Genomic DNA, 21046 nt, shown 5'->3' on the forward strand with positions numbered 1-21046 from the left:
TTTAAAAATGAGATATAAGTAGCTATTCTCAAAATAAAAGAACCAATCCATTATCTAATGGATTGGTTCTTTTATTTTAAAATTTAGTTGTGTTAGCTTAATGAATGAACAGTTATGCTTTCATTATTAAGCACGTATACGAGGTTTACGATTTCTGAAAAGCATACTAATAATAATCAATGCAATACTACATCCTAAAAGGATGAGCGCATTATGAATTGCATCAGCCTCAGTCAAAATATCAATAGGCTTAACGGAAACATAATATTGATTTATTGAATTAGCGATACGTCTAGCAATATTTTTAATTAAGTAAGAAAAACCAAATGTAATAACTAACATAATGGCAATAACAAACATATTGACAATTTTTAATGAAGTTCTATTAAAAATGATCGTAAAAATAGTTAAAACTAAACTAAAAATACAAGCAATAAAAAATACATAAAATACTAATATCAAACGATCGACACTTGTTTGTAAGTTGTCAATGTTTTCAACGTTGATATTTAAGTTAGAGAAGCTATTGATCGTTTCTTGAAAGTTTGTAAGTTGGTGGAAGTTAATTGTTTCCTTAACAAACACTAGATTGAAAATAGGTTCCTTAAACATACTATAGCCTGTAATAGCTACTAATATTAATACGAGAAGTTGGATAAGTATGTTTACCCAAGAAAGTTTCTTTTTACCGTATTGAGATCCTCTTTGCATAGGCTCGCTCGTTAGTGTGTGCTCAAAATCGGCAAACTGTTTGTTTTTTTCGGCCATAAGGTGCTCCTTTCGCTAAACTAATATTAGCATCTGCTTATTTTATGACTTTTGTTTTGTTATAATGCTAAATAACTGATACATTTTAATTATCGATAGAATGTATTTAATATTCAGTAGCATTTAAAATAGGGGTTTTATGTTACTTACATTATATTATATCTTCGTTTTTATGTCATTGTATTAATTTTACCATAACATTAATTTTAAATACTAAATTATATTAAAAAATTCTGATAAAATGCACATTAAATATAGAGATTGGGTTGATTATGAATGAAATCAAGACTGACAACAAAATTTATCAACAAGTATTTATTACCACATAGATCAATTTTATTTGAAGGTGAGCAAGATTTTGAACGTTTTTTAGACACAAGGTTAAAAATGAATGAAAAAAAGCATAAACAACCAGAAACATTAAATGTGAAATCCGATTTGGATAAGCAAACTATAGGTGACATGCAACTTTTCAGATTTTGTTTTAGGCATAGTCGCAAGAAAAAAATACTATATATACATGGTGGCTACAATGTATTGCAACCCTCAGCATTTCATTGGAGATTAATGGATAAGCTCGCATTGAGTACATTACATGAAATTGTTATGCCAATTTATCCTAAAGCACCTGAGTATTATATTGATGACACATACAGTGCTATTTTTGAAGTGTATAATCAATTATTATCCGAAGTGAGTAGTGATGAAATCATCATTATGGGCGATGGGACAGGTGGTGCATTAGCATTAAGCTTTATGCAGCAATTGCAAGATAAGCAACAACCGTTGCCAAACAAGGTTTATTTACTGTCTCCGCTTCTAGATGCGCATCTACAAAACGAAGCAATTACAGAAGAGTTAGAAAAGAAAGATGTCATTCTAAATAAATATGGTATTCAAAAAATTATGCGTTATTGGTCAAAAGATTTATCACTAGATGAATCTAAAGTTTCACCTATCAATGGTAATTTAACTAATTTACCACCGATATTTATGTTTGGTGGTACTCGTGAGATTTATCAACCAGATATGAAAAAATTGGTTAATATTTTAGAAGAGCGTCAACAACCAATTCATTATTATGAATACAAAAACATGGTTCATGCGTTCGAACTATTGCCTATTAGAGAGTCTCATAAAGTTGTTAAACAAATCGTTAATACAATTGACGTATAATGAACAATAAAGTTATTTACTTTAAGTAAAAGCCAACTTATAAAGTCAAAATATAAATAGAACGCAATAAAACAGTTCCAATTTGCACATAAATTGGAACTGTTTTATTGCGTTTAACTATTTATAAGTGTATTAATCGTATCGATAATTAGTTTTTGACCCATTAGATTATAATGAGTTGCTAAAAATAATTCGAATTCATCTTGAGGTTCAATCATTGAACCAAAGTTAGAAGCAGATGTTTCAAATTCTTCTGAAGTAATAAGCGCGTAATTATTATAATGTTCAATGAATATACGATCATCTGTATATGTTTTTAAAAGTGTATCAATCGCGTCGATTGCTTTCTTTTGACCTTGGAGATAGCTTATATCTAAACCACGCTTGATGAGTTTACTATCAGGGCCATTAATAACGAGACTTTTATTTTGATTGAGTTCACTAAGTTCAAATTTAGTATTATCGAATAAATCATATAGCTGTAATTGTACGACTTCTCTTATATTTTGTGACATGAATATACATCTCCTTACTGTGAAATGTTGATACGATGACCTAATTGTTTAGGCCAATCGATGCGTTCTTGATTATCATAATAACTTACAATTTGATCTAAAAAATGTTGAGGGAATGGGGCGGATTTTTTAGTTGCTCTGCTAATCCCTAACATCATAGCTTCATTTGTAGCTACAGTCGTCCCATCTTGTTTCTTCATTATTGAGAAGAAATGTACTCTTTTAACGTCGTAATTATATATATATACACTGATGTAGAATTGGTCATTTTCAATTAATTCCGATAAATAAGCAGTCTGTTCTTCAACAGTGAAGATTGTATAATTTAATGCTTTTCGTTCTTGAAGTGATAAACCATGCTGATAATTAAATTGGTTTATTGCATCACTAAAAACCATATTGTAGTTGGCATCATGTACGTGACCGTTATGATCTATCATTTCTTTGGCAACAGTTTGTACTACTGTAAAAGGCTTTTTCATGTAAACAGCTCCTTGGTTGTTAAAAATAAAAGTAATAGTTAAATTTTAACATGTAAATGTATTTACTAAAGAAAAATAACTAAAACTTACTAAACCATACATACAGTGTATTTCATGGTAAAATAAAAGAAATGATTTGAGGAGGGAAATTATGAGTGTGACAATAAAATATCAGACTTCTAAAGAATCTTTATCCCAAGTTAATCACTTTAAAGAAATTCCTGAATCAGCTACTTTTATTTGGTGTGATTTTAATAATCCATCTGACGAAGAAAACGAGATGCTACAATCATACTTTAATTTTAATCAACTTGAAATCGATGATACAATAAATGGGACTCCAAGGGCTAAATATAAAATTTATAACACGTATCAGTATATAGCGTTTCATAGCGTTGATTCGCAATATACTGGAGACAAGGTTCTGAATCTGTACATTAAAGACAATATGTTAATTACATATCACCATAAACATTTTGAGGTATTACAAGAAGTAGAGCAGTATATCTCAAGCCATTATGAATCGGATTTAGATGCTTCAGATGTGATACTTTATATTTTAGACAAAGTTGTAGATACTTATTTTGAATTAATTTATGATATCGAAAATAAAGTCTATGAGTTAGAAGATAGAGAAACACATGGTAGCTCAACTAAAGAAATAATGGATGATGTATTTAAAATACGTTCGAAAATCATAAAATTAAAGCGTATTATATATCCGATGAGAGAATTAGTAGATAATATGAAAGAAAGCAGTCAATTACTTGTAGATGACAAGAATCATATGTATATTCAACATATAGACGATCACATGATTAAACAAGAAAATATAATAAACTTATCACAAGAAATGACTGAAGAAATAAGGGATAATTATTCGTCATATTCATACTATAAGATGAATAGCATTATGCAAATACTTACTTTAGTATCTGTTGTATTCCTTCCTTTAACATTAATTACAGGTATATATGGAATGAATTTTTCAAATATGCCAGAACTTCAATGGCATTACGGTTATTACATTGTACTTGCAATCATGTTAGCAATTAGTATAGGTAGTATCTTTTATTTTAAAAAAGAGAAATGGTTTTAATATTATATTTGAAAATATAGGTAATGTTTTAAATAATAGAGTGAACATAATAAGGATTGAAAGTAGGGCATAAGATGAGTGATAATAAAAGAGAACAAAGAAAGAATGAGCACGTAGAAATTGCAATGGCACAACAAGATGCTACAATTTCAGATTTTGATGAAATAAGGTTTGTCCATCATTCAATTCCGAATATCGATGTGGATGATGTTAATATACAAAGTGAATTAAAGGACTTTACACTTAAGCAACCATTATATATTAATGCAATGACAGGTGGCAGTGAATGGACGAAAGAGATCAATGAGAAACTGGCGATCATTGCACGTGAAACTGGAATGGCAATGGCTGTGGGATCTACACATGCTGCTTTACGTAATAGTAAAATGATTTCATCATTTAGTATAGTAAGAGAAACAAATCCTGATGGTATTTTATTCAGTAATGTTGGTGCAGATGTACCTGTAGATAAAGCAGTTGAATCAGTGAAATTACTTGATGCACAAGCGCTACAAGTTCATGTAAATGCACCTCAAGAACTTGTCATGCCAGAAGGGAATAGAACTTTCTCTACATGGATGGAAAATCTTGCGCAAATTGTAGCGCATGTGGATGTACCAGTGATTGTTAAAGAAGTTGGTTTTGGTATGAGCAAAGAAACAATTAAACAATTGCATGAGATTGGGATCCGATACGTTGATGTAAGTGGACGTGGCGGTACAAACTTTGTAGATATTGAAAATGAAAGACGTACATATAAAGATATGGATTATCTTGGTTTATGGGGGCAAACGACTGTTGAATCACTATTAGAAAGTACTGCACACCAACAAGATATGGATATATTAGCAAGTGGTGGTGTGAGAACGCCATTAGATGCAGTGAAATGTCTTGCATTAGGCGCTAGTGCTGTTGGTATGTCACGACCATTTTTAAACCAAGTCGAGCACCATGGTATTACAGAGGCAATTAATTATGCTGAACAATTCACAGATCACATGAAGAAAATTATGACAATGCTTGATACACCAACAATTAAAGATTTAAAACAATCACAAATGATCTTTAGCCCTAAGCTAGAATCATGGATAGAACAAAGAGGGTTAGATATTAGATAACAAAAAAGATGGCTGAGACATAAATACTTGTCTCAACCATCTTTTTATTTAACTGAAAAGGTTTATATTTCAGTTTGATTCAAATGTCATTTTTACTTTAACCAAAGATGTTAATGAATGTTGTAACGATTGGTACACCAAGTAAATCTATTAAGAATGCTCCGACTATCGGAACGACAAGATAAGCTTTAGGTGAAGCACCGTATTTTTTAGTAATAACATCTAGGTTAGCCATTGCGTTAGGTGTAGCACCTAAACCATGTCCGATGAAACCACCAATCATAACTGCGGCATCATAGTTTTTACCTAGTCCTCGGAAGACGACGAAGACTGAGAATAATACGATAAATGCGACTTGTACTAATACAATAACGATTAATGGAATCGCTAATTGATAAATTTCAGTAAGTTGAATACTCATTAAGGCAATAGATAAGAATAGGCTAAGAGAAACATCACTGATACTATCGACAATCTTCATATCAATAAGATTTAAATTATTATATTCTGATATATTACGTATAATAACTGCGACAAACATAGCACCCACATAAACAGGAACATTAATGTTTGTTATGTCCGAGAATGTATTACCTAAATAAGAACCAATGGCCATACAGATCGCTACAATTGAAAATTGTAATAGGAATATTGTTGTTGGTGTCATGCGATTTCTTAAATATGCGTTAGATTTTACATTACTGTAATCTTTTGTTGTTTCTTCTGCGTGTTCTGGTTTTAAATTATATTTATTTATTAAAAATTTAACTACAGGACCACCAATTAATCCACCAGCAACAAGACCTAATGTTGCGGCTGCTAGAGCGGCTGTTAATGCTGAATCAATACCCATGTTTTGCACGGTTTGACCATATGCTGCAGCATTCCCGTGTCCACCTTCCATTGACATTGAACCAGCTGTTAGTCCAAGTAATGGTGGAATATTTAAAACTTTTGCTAAGGATACTCCAATAATGTTTTGGAATACGGCAAGAACCCCACAAAAGATAAAATATAATATTAACACTTTTCCGCCTAAGCGTAGTAGTTTTAATGATGCTCCTAGTCCAATTGTTGTAAAGAAAGCAAGCATAAAGAAGTTCTGAAAGAATTCAGAATCTAATTTTATTGTTATAATGTTCGTTGATTGTAAGATAGCAACAAGTACTGAGAATAACAAACCACCAATTACTGGTGCAGGAATACATAATCGCTTTAAGATGCCAATATGATTCACTATATATACCCCTAAAAGATATAAAACACATGCGAGTGCTAAAGTAGTAATAGCGTCTAGCTCTAGCATTTTCATTCCCCCTCATTTTACAAATAAATCTCTCCTAAGTTGTGATATGTAAATAATTTTTGTACTAAAGCAAGAAAGTGCTTACAAAAGTCCATGATATTTATTATACATTCTCGAATATGATAATGCTACAAAAAAATTAAATGCTAAGAAATATATAGTTTTTTTGTGTAATTTAACACCGAAATTTATAATAGAACTTAATTTATATAGTATTAAAGTTAATTAAGGAAGTAAAATTAAAATTAGTAAGTATAATCAAATAGCTAAAAAAGACTAAATGACCATTATATAAAAGAAATGAAGTTTTATCCGATGACATTCTATCAGTTTTGATATACTATATATCATATGTAAATACTAGGTTATAAGGAGTAAGTATATGGGTGAATCATTAAGAAGTGAAAAACAATATGGTGCGTTAGCATTATTGCCGTTATTAATATTTTTAGTTTTATATATCGGTGTGGGGATTACATTTACGATTATGGGCAAAGAGGATGCTTTTGATCAATTGCCGCGACATGTCGCTATTTTTATAGGTATTGTCATAGCATGGACTTGTTATGATAGAAAAACGAAATTCACGAAAAAAGTTCAAATTTTTACTGAACATGCAGGGAACTCAGGCATTGTAAATCTTGGATTAATCTTGTTACTTGCAGGTGCTTTTTCAACGGTTACGTCTGAAATGGGTGGTAAAGAAGCTATGGTGAACATGGGACTTTCCGTCATTCCACCAAGTTTACTTATCCCAGGAATATTTATAATGAGTGGGTTTGCTGCGTTAACTTTAGGGACTTCAACAGGAGCGCAAGCAGCATTTATACCTGTTGGTGTAGCTGTAGCACAAGCAGCGGATTTAAGTGTTGCAGCAGCGGGTGCAGCAGTTATTGCAGGTGCTTACTTTGGTGATAATTTATCCATCATTTCTGATACAACGATTGCCGCAACGAATGGTGTAGGCGCTAAGATGAAAGATAAATTTAAAATGAATGTACTCATTGCTTTGCCTGCCGCGCTTATCACTGCAATTATATACGCCATTGTTGGTGGCACTGGTAATGTAGAAGGTGATTTAAGTTTCAACTTCATTAATATTTTGCCTTATATATTTGTATTAATAGCGGCTATTGCAGGTTTAGATGTGATTCTTGTGCTTATTCTTGGTATTGGGATGGCTGGACTACTAGGTTTGGTTCAAGGTCAAATGGGTATCTTCCAATTTACTAAAGCAATGGGCGACGGTATGGAAAGTATGTTCAACATTTTCCTTGTAGCATTCTTAGTATCTGGCCTTGTAGCATTGATTCGATACTATGGTGGTGTGGATTGGATCATTCAAGCTATGAAGAGGAAGGCTACAGGACGTAAAAGTGCTGAATATGTCATCAGTATGATGTCAGGTGTGCTATCTGCTGCACTTTCACATAATACGTTAGCGATTATTATTTCTGCACCAATTGCAAAAGAGATTGGTGATGAATATAAAGTGCCACCTAAACGGATGGCCAGCTTACTAGATATATTTGCTTGTAGTGCCTTAATGGTTCTACCCCATGATAGTGGGATGTTAATGGTAGAACAATATGGTGATGTCTCCTATTTAGAAGTATTAAAATATTCATTCTATCCAGTTATATTGGTTATTTGTACAATTATAACAATTCAATTTGGTTTATTAGATGGAAATAAAAAGTTAAAAAATAAATAGTTGATGAAAAACTTATGCTTGATATAGAAAAAAGAGCTTCCATTTTTGGAAGCTCTCAGAGTGTCGACAAAGTCTCTGACTTTGTCGACACTTTTTTGTGCATGTTTTCCGCGGGTACAGCCTCAGCCTGTAGTCTTCGGCTAGTGCTTTTCCCGCAGGAGTCGGTCCAAATTACTGCCATTTTTCAAACAAAAATAATATGTTTAAATTAAACAGTGGTGAGGTCTGTAATGTTGAATAAAGCAATCGATAAAAGAAATAGAAACGAACGTAGCGGAGCCGTCCATCTTAGGAAGCTCTTTTTCTATATTATTATATTGTATTAGAGCCACGTATATTCTGAATCTGTCATATCTGATTTACGCATCTTAGAGACATACGGATTGCCTTTTACAGTAAAACGTAGTGGTTTAAATGTCCAATCACCTTTATTTGGAATCCCAATACGTCCGCTTTCTTCAATAGCGCATGGGTACTTACGGTTTTTAGTGTCAATTGATAGGCGGCCTTCATTTAAGTGAGAACCATCTAAATGTCGAGGGATATTAAATGCTTTTGTCCACTTTCCAGGGCCATTAGTTAATTCAAACCCGCTTTTTCCTCTATTTAATTTCATGGTTTCAATACCTTCTTCAGGTTCTACAGCTCTAATTAATACACCTTCAGGGATGCCTTCATATTTTGTGACAAAATTTATTAAAAGGTGATTGTGCATAACGTGCGCATATATCGTTCCACCACGTTTATACAAAGATTCTACTTTGGGCGTTCTTTTTCCATTAAAACCATGAGCAGCGCGGTCTTCTTTGCCAACATAGGCCTCAGTTTCTACAATGTATCCAGTGAATGTTTCGAGTTCATCTAGGAAAACCACTTTGACACCTAATAAATCTTTAGCAATAGCTATTGTATCTCGACGTAAAAAATCCATGAGTTGTTCCTCCGGTTTCAAGTTTTAAAAAAAATAAATGTTTTTAAATGTTTTTTTTAGAATCAGTAAAATTGTATTACTACTCACAAAATAGTTTGTTACACTAAACTAAATGAGATATATAAAGAATTTACATATAATGTACCAAAGTTTAATGTAATTTAAAAATTATCTTTAACAAACGTATATGAAGGGGGAGTAATATGGAGCGGAAAATTGGCTTTCTTCAAGCGCTCAAATTATTTTGGACAAACTATGTTAATTTTAAAGGGCGCTCACGTCGTAGCGAATATTGGTACATGACGTTATGGCATTTGATTTTTATGATACCAGCGCTAATAATACTTATTATAGGTTTAATCATGCTTATTTCAGGTGTTTCATCTTATTCCGGTGAAGTTACTATAATTGGGGGCATTTTAATAGTCATATCTTGTATATATCTTGTTATATATGGATTAGCTACACTGATTCCTGGCTGGGCATTATTGGTAAGAAGATTTCATGATACTAGTAGAAAAATGGTGATTCCAGTGATTTATTTTGCTGTATTAATTGTTACTAATATTATTATTACATCAATAAATGCGATGGATCCTGAATATGCTAATATTTCTAGTATCATTACGCTATTGTTGATATATATCATTTATATGGTTTTAGGAATATATTGTTTAGTTATTTGTTGTTTGGATAGTGAAAGAAGAACAAATAAATATGGGACGAGCCATAAATACGGTAATCACATTCGTTCGAGTGATCATGGGTATGAAGATACTTTTAATACAAAAGAAAATGGGCAACTTGGATAAACTCAAAAGCAAGATGAATTAAAATATTGAAATTAAAACGCTGTTACCAACTTAGTTTAAGTGGAAACAGCGTTATTTTTATTGTGTTATATCATTTGCATAAGAAGTAATAAAGTTATATTTTTAATCGATTATAGTTACGTCAATGAGCTAAGACCATTAATAAAATAGAATCATGTCTAGCAAAGTTAAATTTAAAATGTAACTTTGCTTAATCTAATGGTATTATCAAAGTATATAATTTTTAAAAAGAAAGGGGTCGGGGCACAATGTCACTAAACATTGAACATGTAACCAAGAAGTATAAAGATTTTACAGCTGTTAATGATATTTCATTATCTTTAGAACAAGGTAAAATGTTAGGTTTTCTAGGCAGAAATGGTGCAGGAAAAACGACAACCTTCAGAATGATTTTAGGTCTAACGCCAATCACTGAAGGCAAAATTGCATATAATGACAAACCCATAGACAAGACTTCATACAACCACATTGGCTATTTACCAGAAGAGAGAGGATTACATCCTAAAATGAAAGTAGAAGATGAATTACGTTATTTAGCTACTTTAAAAGGAATGAAGTCCAAAGAAATTACAGAAGCTATAGATTATTGGTTAGATAGGTTTGGTATTAAGGAAAATAGAGAAAAGAAAATTGAAGCACTATCCAAAGGGAATCAACAAAAAATTCAACTTTTAGCAAGTATGTTACATAAACCAGAATTACTCATTTTGGATGAACCATTCAGCGGCTTAGATCCAGTAAATGTAGAGTTATTAAAATCAGCGGTTAAAGATTTAAATAATGCTGGTACTACTATTATATATAGCTCTCATAGAATGGAACATGTAGAAGAGTTATGTGATAATGTTTGTATTCTAAATCGTGGAGAGCTTGTTGTTTCAGGGCCGATTGATGAAGTGAAAGCTAATCATGGTAAGAAAAGTGTCGTCATAGAAACAGAACATGAAATGTCAGAGATAGATAGCATTGATGGTGTATTAAATGTAGATAGAAGTAAAAGGGAAATTAAAGCAATGATTGAGACAGAAGCGGTTGCTGAGAAAATTTATGAAGTTGTAATACAGTATGGTTTCGTCAAAAGATTCCAAGTTGTAGAACCATCACTAAATGAAATCTTTATAGCAAAAGTAGGTGACGTCAATGGATAAATTCTTTGCAACTTTTTCCTTAACTTATAAAAATAAAGTTAAAACAAAGTCATTTGTTATATTCACAGCTATTGTGATTCTGTTAATGGTTGGAGCGGCGAATATTAATAATATCATTGATTTATTTGACGATGGCCCTGATAAAGTAGGGGTCGTCTCATCGAATGATGAAATTTATAAAGTCATTAAATCACAAGGTGATCAGCTTGATGAAGGGGCAGACTTTAAGCAATTATCAGAGAAACAAGCAAAGTCACAGGTTAAAAACGAAAAATTAGATAAAGCATACGTTATTAAACTGAGCGAAGATCAAAAACTTTCAGGTAAAATATTGAGTAAAGATACTGTTTCAGAACAAGATAAGCAAAAATTAAAAGCAACATTATCAACTGTACAAACACAATTTGTTGCAGCGAATTTAAACTTATCACAAGATGAATTAAAGCAATTGCAGTCTCAAAGTGAAGTGACTTCAGAAGTGCTTGCAGATAATGCCAACAATTCAAATTTAAATGAAGCTCAAAAAGGCTTTAATACAATGATTGTATATGCAGGCGTGATGCTCATATTCTTTATCGTTTTCAATTATGCGAGCCAAGTTGCAATGGAAATCGCAACTGAGAAAACATCACGAGTTATTGAAATGATTATTACGAGTGTGTCACCAGTGACGCATATACTTGCGAAGATGGCAGGTGTGGTTTCAGTAGCATTAACCCAAATCAGTATATTTATTGTGGCTGGCATTATATGTTTCTTAGTGTTTGATATTGGAGATATGTTAAAAGGGTTTGATATTGAACCAAACGAATTAACCGTGCAATTAATCGTCGTAGGTATCATATCAATGATTATTGGTATACTTTCATATATTATTTTAGCATCGATTTTGGGATCTATTACTGCGCGTATAGAAGATATTAATCAATCATTAATGCCAATGACATTAATTAGTATGATTGCTTTCTATATTTCCTTTTTCAGTATCATGAACACAGATACGTTATTAGTGAAAATCACGAGCTTTATACCATTACTTTCACCATTTGTAATGTTTGTTCGTGCATCCACGCCTGATGTTGCTATTTGGGAAATCGTATTAAGTATGGTTATATCTATTATCACTATTTTTATACTATTATGGGTTGCAGTGCGTAGTTATAAAGATACGATTTTGAGTTTTGATAAAGGCTTTATGAGCTCGGTAAAACGTATATTTAACAAAAAATAATAATTTAAAGTGCGCTATTAAAATAAACTACCATCACCATGTAATATGTGGAGGTAGTTTATTTTTTAATATTGATACGCTTATTGTGTATAAAAACGTATCTTTTTAGAGTAAATAGAAAGTTGTTTATATAAAATTACTATGTACTTATATAAATTAAGTAGTAGAATAAAGAGGAATTCAACAAAGTTATAATATTATACAATGAAAATTTGGCTATTATTTGTATAATAATAGAAAAAGTATAACAATTTTTATGATTGTTTGTTAAAATTGACGATTAGTATAGATAAACATTTGACTAAATTGTTACAATATAAGAGAGTAATAGAAGAAATAGGGAGTATTAAATATTACACAAGATTTGTGTTATTGCATCAAAGTGACTTTGCAAGTTAATTTATGCTAGAGGGAAGCATAGTTAATCACATTGATGTTGTTACATTTAATCGTATTATGTGTGATAGGGTTTGTTTACTACAATTGAATTATTATTTTCAAAATAAATATTCAAAATAAATATTCAAATTAAATATTCAAATTAATTGGACTTGTAGTGAGAAAGTTTACATTGCCTAAACACAATGAAGATCCCCTTCTGAGTTGTGATTTACAGGCCACGTTTGTAAGTGATGTTTTTATTCATGATAAAACTTAATATTAACTTTTGAAAAAGTATTGGGTTTGAAAGGGAGTAATTGATGATGTTTGCAAAAGTAGAAAGCCAAAGTAATGGTATTGATTTAATTAAAATTGATAATGAAGAAACGAAAATTGTTTTTACAAATTATGGCGCACGTATTGTCTCATGGAAATACGATGATAATAACATTGTACTTGGAAATGTTGTAGAAGCAGATGAATTCTATGAGGAAAACCCATTTCATTTCGGGGCAACAATTGGTCGTTATGGTGGTAGAATTGCAAATGCTACTTTCGAATTAGATGGAAAAACGTATCAGCTTGACGCAAATAACGGTGAACATAACATACATGGTGGTCCAGAAGGTATTGGTACACGCTTTTTTGATTATGAAATTGAAGAGCAAGTGGGCCAAGTAAAAGTTATTTTTACAACAACTATAAAAAGTTCAGACGACCATTTTCCTGGTGATATTGACCTAGAAGTAATTCATACTTATGATGTTGACCATAAATGGACAATTGAATACAAAGCAACCGCTACAGAGAAAACGTTATTTAATCCGATGAATCATGTTTATTTTAATTTGAATAGAGATAATAATGTAATTGATAACCATAGTATTTCAAGTTCAAAATTAGATATGTATTTATTAGGCGACGATAATATTGTTGAAAGCATGAAACCAATTGATTTAGTGGACACGTTTAACGAAAAAAACATACAATTTAAAGACATTTTTACGAGTGAACATCCAGTTGTGAAAGCACAAATGGAACGTTTTGGCGGCATCGATCATCCATTTGATATAGGTGGCAATGAAATGACCGTTGAAAATAAACGCTTTTTATTAACAGTGAATACTGACATGCCAAATGTTGTAATTTTCACATTTAATGATACTACAAGTTGGCAAAGTGACTTTAATATTTACAAGGCACATTCTGGTTTTACACTTGAGACGCAATGTATACCAAATGACATTAACTTAATGGGAGAAAAAGCCCCATCTATATTGGAAGCTAATCAACCATACTATTCAAAAACGTCATATAAAATTTTTGAAAAAGAGTTATAGAAACTAAATTGATATTATGCAAATAAGGCTAGGACATTACTTTATGTCTCAGCCTTATTTTTATATTGGCAGTAGTTAACTGAATTGGAAATGGGCTTATATTAAACTTTTAAAGACTTGCAATTCTTGTAGTCTATTTTCTAGACATCTTTGCCGAGAGCGAATCATACACCGAAACCTTATGAGAAAAATTTATTTTTCTCTCCAGTTCCCATTTATATAGTTATTTCTCTGCGATGTTTTGTGCTCGTTTTAAAAATTTTTGCAACTTTGAATGTCTCTCATCAGTTAGATAGGGGTTCTTCAAAGCATCTGTTAAACGTCTTATATTTTTATTATCGTTATAATAGATGTCATTAAGTTCGAACACTGTAAGAGGCATATGCGTGTTTGAAGAATGTATTAATTCTAAATTTGCAGCATCATTTACAAACCCTTCTTTGATAACTCTAAGATAAAACCCAGTCTTACAAGAACGCGACATGCGCTTAACTAGATCTGGAATTTTATACTTTTCTTGAATTTTCCAGCATGGTTCTCTTATTTCAGATACTTCTACAATTGCTTCATCTAATTGGAATTGATCCCCCAAATAAATGTCATTTTCATCTAAATCGACAGCAGTTAGATTCTCACCAAACATAGCATAGTCAGGTAATGTAGAAACATCATTTTTCCATAATTCATAGTTCTTCTTACTATAAAGGCATAGCGCTTTATCTGGTCCACCATGCCCTTTATATTCTTGCTCATCTTCAATGAACCCAGTCTTCGATAACCACATTTGATTTGTGATTCTCTTTTTGTTTAAGGCTGAGCGCATCGGTCTTTTCGTACTGTATGATAAATCTTGAATTTTACCTGTAGAAATTGCATCTAGCGTATAAATCATAATTCAGTACCTCCTGCAGTTTAGTGATTATCATTTTAAAACAAATTTAGGAATATGCAAGTGAACATATATTAGCGTTTTATATTTACGTTTTTTAGCTATGTATTTTTATAAATCTCATGTACAATAAAGGTAAAAGTACTGTGTGTAAAGGGGAAGCATTATGAATAAAAAACAGTTGAAGTTAAGTACATTTGATGATGCATTAGACCAAATTAAAGATGGTATGATTGTGGGTATTGGTTCAGGTTCAACAATTGAACTACTCGTGCCAAAAATCGCAGAGAAATTAGAACAAGCACATATTGATATAACTGGAGTCTGTACTTCAAACAAAACGGCTTATATCGCTAAAGAATTAGGTATGCGTGTAGTCGATGTAAACGATATAGATAAAATTGATATCGCAATTGATGGCGCTGATGAAGTAGACAACCAATTAAACCTTATAAAAGGTGGCGGTGGAGCACTATTTAGAGAGAAAGTAATTGATGCTATGGCAGACAGATTTATTGTTTTAATAGATGATAGTAAATGCGTAGATTATTTAGGCCAAACGTTTAAGCTTCCTGTAGAAGTAGATAAATTTAATTGGCTACTCGTATCTAAAAAGATTGAGTCATATGGTAAGGGCAATATTAAAGCAATACGCCGCGTTGTTGATGATGTGCCTTTTATTACAGATAATGGTAACTATATATTGGACTTAGAATTATACGAAAATATAGACGCTTACGAAATGCATGAGTATTTAATCCATCTTGTGGGCGTATTGGAAACTGGTTATTTCTTAGATGTTGCTGACCAAATTATTGTTGGTTCACCAGACGGTGTAAAAATTCTTGATAAATAAATAATAAAAAAGTGATAAAGGTCCCAATGGATTATTTATCACTTTTTTTATATAAAGATGGTAGTGATTTTGGCGACGCCTGACTCGTTAATAAAGTATTAGTTGAAGACTACGGGTTTCGCGGAAAATGTATACAAAAAATGCCGACAAAGCCAGAGACTTTGTCGACACTCTATGAGGAAGTATTATATATACAATGCTTCCTCAAGATTTAATAATGTAACGCATTGATGTAATTAACGACGGTGACCACGTTTACTTTTAAGATTAAAAGGAGAACGCGTGTGTTTATCGTTTGAATCATTATCTACTGCTGCATCATTATGTGTTGCGTGTGTAGTGTTTGCTTCAGTTGATGATGTGTCTTCAACATGATTATCCTCAGTAATGGATGCTTTCGCATTACTTACTGCTGAAGATTTACGAGTAGTTGAATAACGCGCACTTGTTTTTAATGACTCATTATCGTTGTCATTTGAATCATGTTTTACTTTTTCAGTAGATGCTTCAACTGAACTATTAGTTAAATTGTTTGAGTCGTTATTGTCATTATCATTAGATTTTGTGTTGTCATCTTGTTGATTTATTTCATCACTGTTATGATACGTCGTGTTGTTTTCAGTGTTTGTCTTTTTTTGATTATCATCAGTAGTTAAATCTGTGTTGTTTTGTTCAGTTGCTTCATTAACTGGAGATGTTGTATCTTTATCATCGACTGTTGAAGCTGTCGTCTTTGTTGTGTCATCAGTGTGCGGCTGTTGATCTGAGTCATGTGTCGTTCGGTTGGCCACAGCAATACCACTTGCAGCAGTCGTTGATTTTGAGCTGTCTGAAGTCGAAGTGTTTGTCTTGTTTTCATCTTTAACACTATCTTCATCAACATCATCATCGATTTGAGCATCGTTTTCAGATGTTTCGTTAACATGGTCAAGATAGTTGTTATCATCCACTTCATCCAAATTACGTTTTGTGAAGAAATAAAGAATCGCTCGAACGATAATACTTAATAGAATGTAAACAGCGGCAACAGCAACTGTACTTAAAGCAATTACTTTCATTGGGAACACATCGCCTAATTCTTCGTTAAATAAGAAAACGAGTCCAAATGACATTGTCGCATGGAATATTGTCGCAATGTATATTGTACGTCCTTTTGTAGCACGAATAAGTTCTCCAATAATCATTGAAAAAGCGAAAGAATAAAGGAAACTATATATCGCATAATCAAAGCTAAATGAAATATTAACATTCCATATTGAATACATAATCCCTACAATAATAGATGCGATAAATGTATTCATCTTAGTTTCAACAATATGTTGTAAATAAGAACGGAAACCAAACTCTACTAAGAAAGCCATGATAATTTGACCAATGATAATTGATATAATTGAAACAGATAAATCTTCTGTTTGTAGAAGTACAAAACTATCTGCATAAACATTGAAGCAAATCATAGCAATAATAAAAATAATTAATGGTATAACGAGTGCTAAAATGATACGTTCTATAACTTTTAAACTAATTGAAAACTTTAAACTACCGAGTTGCGTACCTCTGTGCTTAAAGACGAGTAAACATATAATAGCAGCAATAAATGGTGCTAAGCTACTTATGTCAAAGACAAAAGTTTTAAGTGAAATTGTACCTTGAAAATCTTTAAGTATAATAGGTGCTGCATAAGCAATAATGAAGAAAATAAATATCATCATTGCCCATTGAAAACCTGGTATACGTTTTGTATTCATTATGTAACCTCCAATAGGGTTCAGAAAAATCATTTATGCCTAATTATACATACTTCTTAGTGATAAATAAATTAAATTCAAATATTTATCATTGAAATGTAATACTTTTACAAAATCAAACGTGTAAACGCAACAATTTTAATGTGAATTTCAAAATTAACTTTTAAACAAGTGGGTAAAGGTAATTATAAATATAATTGAATTGGCAAAAATGTAAGCGTATACTTTAAGTGTCGATATAGTTTCAAAAGGAGGAGAACTATGTATAAATTAGCACAACGTGATTTATGGACAGGAAGAATCGATAGTGAAACAGAGGAAACAGAATTCAGACATTTTCAAACGATACAATTTCGTAATATTGAAGATGAGTACGATGAACCACGTCACGGTGTAGGTATGCTAGGTTATGCGGTTGATAAGGGTGTTGAACTTAATAAAGGAAGAATCGGAGCTAAGTTAGGACCAGATGCAATCAAGAAGACTTTTGCTAATTTGCCAGTCTTAAGAACATGTTCAATTTATGATTATGGAAATGTTGAACATAATCACGAAACTTTAGAAGAAACCCAACAAGAATTTGCGCATTATGTTGCTTCATCGATACAAAGACATAACCAAACCTTTTTATTAGGTGGCGGACATGATATCGCTTATGCACAGTATTTGGGCACGCGTGAGGCGTTTCCTGATGCTTCTATTGGTGTCATAAATATTGATGCACACTTTGACACTAGAAAAGAATCTGGTTCTACTTCTGGTACGAGCTTTAGACAAATTTTAGAACAGGATGAAAATACTGATTATTTAGTATTAGGTATTCAACAAGGTGGTAACACGCAAGCACTATTTGATTACGCGAAAGAAAGAGACATCGGTTTTGTTTATTCTGATGAATTGTTACATCAAATTTCTCCTCCAATTAAGGATAAGATAGAACGTTTCGTACATGATCATGATGTGATTATGTTTACGATATGTATGGATGTTATTGATAGTGCATTCGCACCGGGTGTAAGTGCAAATGCTGTATTAGGTCTATCACCGCATGTTGTACTTGAATTGGCGAAACGTATTATTCCAAATGAGAAAGTTTCGACTGTTAGTATTGCCGAAACAAATCCAAAATATGATGTGGATAATCGAACTGCTAAATTATCTGCTAATTTTTTACATCATTTTATTCTTTAATATTCCAATAATCAATGCACTGATCTATAAAAGAAAGTACTCGCTCTGAGTGCTTTCTTTTTTTTAGATAGTTAATATAAATAGAACGGCCTAGTTTGGGACGCATTTCTAGTGCATCTAAATCTCGTGCATTAAATGATTGATAATATACGCGTGGAATAACAGCATATCCTAATCCTCTATGGACAAAATTCGTAGCCGCTTCAAAACGATCAACTTCCATAATGATATTTGGATGTATATTCATACGTGTAAAGTAATCATCAAGATGTTTACGCACTTGAGAGCCTTTTGTAGGTAAAATTAATGGCAATGATTTAATAGACGTTATTTTAGTATCTGGAAAAGCATTTTTAGGTGTAATAACGACATAGGATTCTTCGTATAAAGGAATAGATTTAATATCTTCATGACTAATTTGTTCGTTGGTCAAAGCGAGATGATTTTCAAAATTGATGAGTTGTTCCAGTATTTTATTTTGGTCATGCACTTCAGATACAAGATAAGTCTGATTAGGATTATATTTTAAATGGATAGAAAGCACTTGAGAAATCCATTGATTTGCTGATTCTAAAATAGATAATTTGATTTTAGGCGCATGTCCCATATTGAGGTCATACATTTTTTCGATTGTTTGATGATAGTTCTGTATCAATTGTTGCGCGTAATTATAAAAATGAATTCCTTTTTCAGTGATTTTAATATCCTTAGTAGTTCTCATAAAAAGGTCATAACCTAAATTGGCTTCCATTTTTTTTATTGTAGTCGTTAAAGACGGTTGACTAATATGTAAAAAGTTAGCAGCTTTAGTGAAACTATTATATTTCACAACGGCGACAAAATACTCTAATTGAATGATTTTCAATATAATTCCTCCGTGAATATGTATTTATCTTATAGTTTTAAACTATCAATAATTAGTTTATTTATATTGGTAGTATATATCATATCATATTATACTGAGAGATATAGCGGGAGGCGTACTTTCATGTTAGGGGCGTGAAGTACATGTGGAAATTTTTCATTTATAGCTTAATTGGCATTATATGTTTCTTTGTACCTATAACGATTAATGGTAAATCAACAATTCTGATTGATCATATTGTTCAGTGGATTACATTTTTGGTGAATCCAATTTTACCTTATTATGTATTACTTTTAATCATTATAGGTGCATTGCATCCATTTATTAATAAAAAATGGAACAAATCAAAAACTGATATTATCTTTAGCTTATTTAAAGTATTAGGCGTCTTCATTGCTTTCATGATTGTCTTTGATTTTGGACCAGGATTTGTATTGAAAGAAAGTATTGGACCGTTTTTATACGATAAATTAGCGATTCCACTAAGTGTGTTAATCCCAGTAGGGGCTATTTTATTAACATTTTTAGTAGGTTACGGATTATTAGAATTTATTGGCGTAATTATGAGACCAGTCATGAGACCTATTTTTAAAACACCAGGTAAATCAGCAGTTGATGCGGTTGCCTCGTTTGTAGGTAGTTATTCAATTGGCTTATTAATTACAAATAAAGTCTATAAAAATGGTGGATATACACATAAAGAAGCAGTTATTGTTGCGACAGGTTTCTCAACTGTATCTGCTACTTTCATGATTATAGTAGCCAATACATTAGGTATTATTGAACATTGGAACCTTTATTTTTGGTTCACACTTGCAGTGACTTTTATAGTTACTGCCATCACCGTACAACTCCCACCTATAAGATTTGAGAAAAACACGACATATCAGAACCAACCATATAAAGAAGAAAAAAGCAGAGATATGCCTTTATTAAAAGAATCTTGGTTAGAAGCTAAGTTGGCTGTTAAAAATGCTGACTCACTAATAGGAAACGTACGTGAAAATTTACGTGATGGCGTCGTAATGACAATTGCGATTTTACCTTCTATTATGTCTATCGGTTTCTTAGGTTTAGTTATTGCTGAATATACACCGATAATAGAATATGTATCTTATATTTTTTATCCATTTATAAGTATATTCCCAGTTCAGGATGTAGCAATATTAGCACAAGCTTCAACCATTTCAATTGTTGAGATGCTATTACCTGCTGCCATTGCACAAACTGCTGATTTAGCTACGAGATTTATAGTAGCAGTAATGAGTGTTTCGGCGATTATCTTTTTCTCGAGTGTGGTACCTGTGATTCTTTCAACTGAGATAAAAATATCAGTTGGTAAATTGGTCTTGATATGGTTTGAAAGAGTAGTGCTTACATTACTAATCACGATACCATTCGCATTATGGCTATTTTAAGATTTATTAAACAAAGGTTAATTAATTAAAATGAGGA

Annotated in this window: 18 protein-coding genes and 1 pseudogene; 11 read left to right on the plus strand and 8 right to left on the minus strand. The window is 31.9% G+C overall.

The features are described from left to right. Positions 1 to 126: 126 nt before the first annotated feature. Entirely contained in the window at positions 127 to 768 is a 642-nt protein-coding gene (locus tag MHB47_RS03150; RefSeq protein WP_340755081.1) for a hypothetical protein, read from the minus strand. A gap of 276 nt (positions 769 to 1044) precedes the next feature. Here MHB47_RS03150 and MHB47_RS03155 point away from each other — a divergent pair, with 276 nt between their 5' ends. Beyond that, a complete protein-coding gene (locus tag MHB47_RS03155; protein ID WP_340755083.1) occupies positions 1045 to 1944 on the plus strand; it encodes an alpha/beta hydrolase in 900 nt (299 codons plus the stop codon). 113 nt (positions 1945 to 2057) lie between these two features. On the opposite strand, the gene MHB47_RS03160 is transcribed toward MHB47_RS03155, so the two are convergent. Together MHB47_RS03160 and MHB47_RS03165 are read right to left on the minus strand one after the other, a co-directional pair. Further along, positions 2058 to 2459 (minus strand): hypothetical protein, encoded by a 402-nt coding sequence (locus MHB47_RS03160; protein WP_002506857.1) that lies wholly within the window; start codon positions 2457 to 2459, stop codon positions 2058 to 2060. Positions 2460 to 2473: 14 nt separating this feature from the next. Continuing rightward, complete coding sequence (locus MHB47_RS03165) at positions 2474 to 2941, minus strand: thioesterase family protein (protein ID WP_002506858.1); 468 nt, start codon at positions 2939 to 2941, stop codon at positions 2474 to 2476. A gap of 151 nt (positions 2942 to 3092) precedes the next feature. Here MHB47_RS03165 and corA point away from each other — a divergent pair, with 151 nt between their 5' ends. Next, positions 3093 to 4040, plus strand: a complete 948-nt coding sequence (corA, locus tag MHB47_RS03170) for a magnesium/cobalt transporter CorA (protein ID WP_021338472.1) — start codon at positions 3093 to 3095, stop codon at positions 4038 to 4040. A 74-nt stretch (positions 4041 to 4114) separates the two neighbouring features. Next, positions 4115 to 5158, plus strand: coding sequence for a type 2 isopentenyl-diphosphate Delta-isomerase (gene fni, locus MHB47_RS03175; protein ID WP_340755085.1), 1044 nt, complete (start codon positions 4115 to 4117; stop codon positions 5156 to 5158). Between the two features lie 97 nt (positions 5159 to 5255). Here fni and gltS read toward each other — a convergent pair whose 3' ends face one another. Then, the gene (gene gltS / locus MHB47_RS03180; RefSeq protein ID WP_021338471.1) at positions 5256 to 6464 is read right to left on the minus strand and encodes a sodium/glutamate symporter; all 1209 of its coding nucleotides are present in this window, start codon (positions 6462 to 6464) and stop codon (positions 5256 to 5258) included. 382 nt (positions 6465 to 6846) lie between these two features. On the opposite strand from gltS, the gene MHB47_RS03185 reads away from it, so the two are divergent. Beyond that, a complete protein-coding gene (locus tag MHB47_RS03185; protein ID WP_002506862.1) occupies positions 6847 to 8178 on the plus strand; it encodes a Na+/H+ antiporter NhaC family protein in 1332 nt (443 codons plus the stop codon). 322 nt (positions 8179 to 8500) lie between these two features. Here the strand turns inward: MHB47_RS03185 and MHB47_RS03190 are convergent, their stop codons facing one another. Continuing rightward, positions 8501 to 9109, minus strand: a complete 609-nt coding sequence (locus MHB47_RS03190) for a DNA-3-methyladenine glycosylase (RefSeq protein WP_340755088.1) — start codon at positions 9107 to 9109, stop codon at positions 8501 to 8503. 203 nt (positions 9110 to 9312) lie between these two features. On the opposite strand from MHB47_RS03190, the gene MHB47_RS03195 reads away from it, so the two are divergent. From MHB47_RS03195 to MHB47_RS03210, 4 genes are all read left to right on the plus strand, one after another. Beyond that, positions 9313 to 9921, plus strand: a complete 609-nt coding sequence (locus MHB47_RS03195) for a DUF805 domain-containing protein (RefSeq protein WP_340755089.1) — start codon at positions 9313 to 9315, stop codon at positions 9919 to 9921. Between the two features lie 269 nt (positions 9922 to 10190). Continuing rightward, a complete protein-coding gene (locus MHB47_RS03200; RefSeq protein WP_277595307.1) occupies positions 10191 to 11090 on the plus strand; it encodes an ABC transporter ATP-binding protein in 900 nt (299 codons plus the stop codon). After that, positions 11083 to 12321, plus strand: a complete 1239-nt coding sequence (locus MHB47_RS03205) for an ABC transporter permease (RefSeq protein ID WP_340755091.1) — start codon at positions 11083 to 11085, stop codon at positions 12319 to 12321. The genes MHB47_RS03200 and MHB47_RS03205 overlap by 8 nt, the downstream gene beginning before the upstream one ends. Before the next feature lie 704 nt (positions 12322 to 13025). Beyond that, positions 13026 to 14042, plus strand: a complete 1017-nt coding sequence (locus MHB47_RS03210) for an aldose epimerase family protein (protein WP_021338466.1) — start codon at positions 13026 to 13028, stop codon at positions 14040 to 14042. Positions 14043 to 14265: 223 nt separating this feature from the next. Here MHB47_RS03210 and MHB47_RS03215 read toward each other — a convergent pair whose 3' ends face one another. Further along, positions 14266 to 14934 (minus strand): MOSC domain-containing protein, encoded by a 669-nt coding sequence (locus tag MHB47_RS03215; protein WP_277595309.1) that lies wholly within the window; start codon positions 14932 to 14934, stop codon positions 14266 to 14268. A gap of 163 nt (positions 14935 to 15097) precedes the next feature. Between MHB47_RS03215 and MHB47_RS03220 the strand changes: the two genes are divergently transcribed. Beyond that, on the plus strand, positions 15098 to 15787 hold the full coding sequence (locus MHB47_RS03220; protein ID WP_277595310.1) for a ribose 5-phosphate isomerase A: 690 nt from the start codon (positions 15098 to 15100) through the stop codon (positions 15785 to 15787). A 542-nt stretch (positions 15788 to 16329) separates the two neighbouring features. Here MHB47_RS03220 and MHB47_RS03225 read toward each other — a convergent pair. Next, positions 16330 to 17535: pseudogene (locus tag MHB47_RS03225) on the minus strand (CPBP family glutamic-type intramembrane protease); the annotation flags it as partial. A 261-nt stretch (positions 17536 to 17796) separates the two neighbouring features. On the opposite strand from MHB47_RS03225, the gene hutG reads away from it, so the two are divergent. Then, positions 17797 to 18726, plus strand: a complete 930-nt coding sequence (gene hutG / locus MHB47_RS03230; protein WP_002506871.1) for a formimidoylglutamase — start codon at positions 17797 to 17799, stop codon at positions 18724 to 18726. On the opposite strand, the gene MHB47_RS03235 is transcribed toward hutG, so the two are convergent. Continuing rightward, positions 18716 to 19591, minus strand: coding sequence for a LysR family transcriptional regulator (locus MHB47_RS03235; protein ID WP_021338462.1), 876 nt, complete (start codon positions 19589 to 19591; stop codon positions 18716 to 18718). The genes hutG and MHB47_RS03235 overlap by 11 nt on opposite strands. A gap of 143 nt (positions 19592 to 19734) precedes the next feature. Here MHB47_RS03235 and MHB47_RS03240 point away from each other — a divergent pair, with 143 nt between their 5' ends. Continuing rightward, on the plus strand, positions 19735 to 21009 hold the full coding sequence (locus MHB47_RS03240) for a YjiH family protein (RefSeq protein WP_340755108.1): 1275 nt from the start codon (positions 19735 to 19737) through the stop codon (positions 21007 to 21009). The last annotated feature ends 37 nt before the right edge of the window (positions 21010 to 21046 follow it).

This window comes from Staphylococcus sp. FSL K6-3157, from assembly GCF_038005145.1.
Taxonomy (GTDB): Bacteria; Bacillota; Bacilli; order Staphylococcales; family Staphylococcaceae; genus Staphylococcus; species Staphylococcus equorum.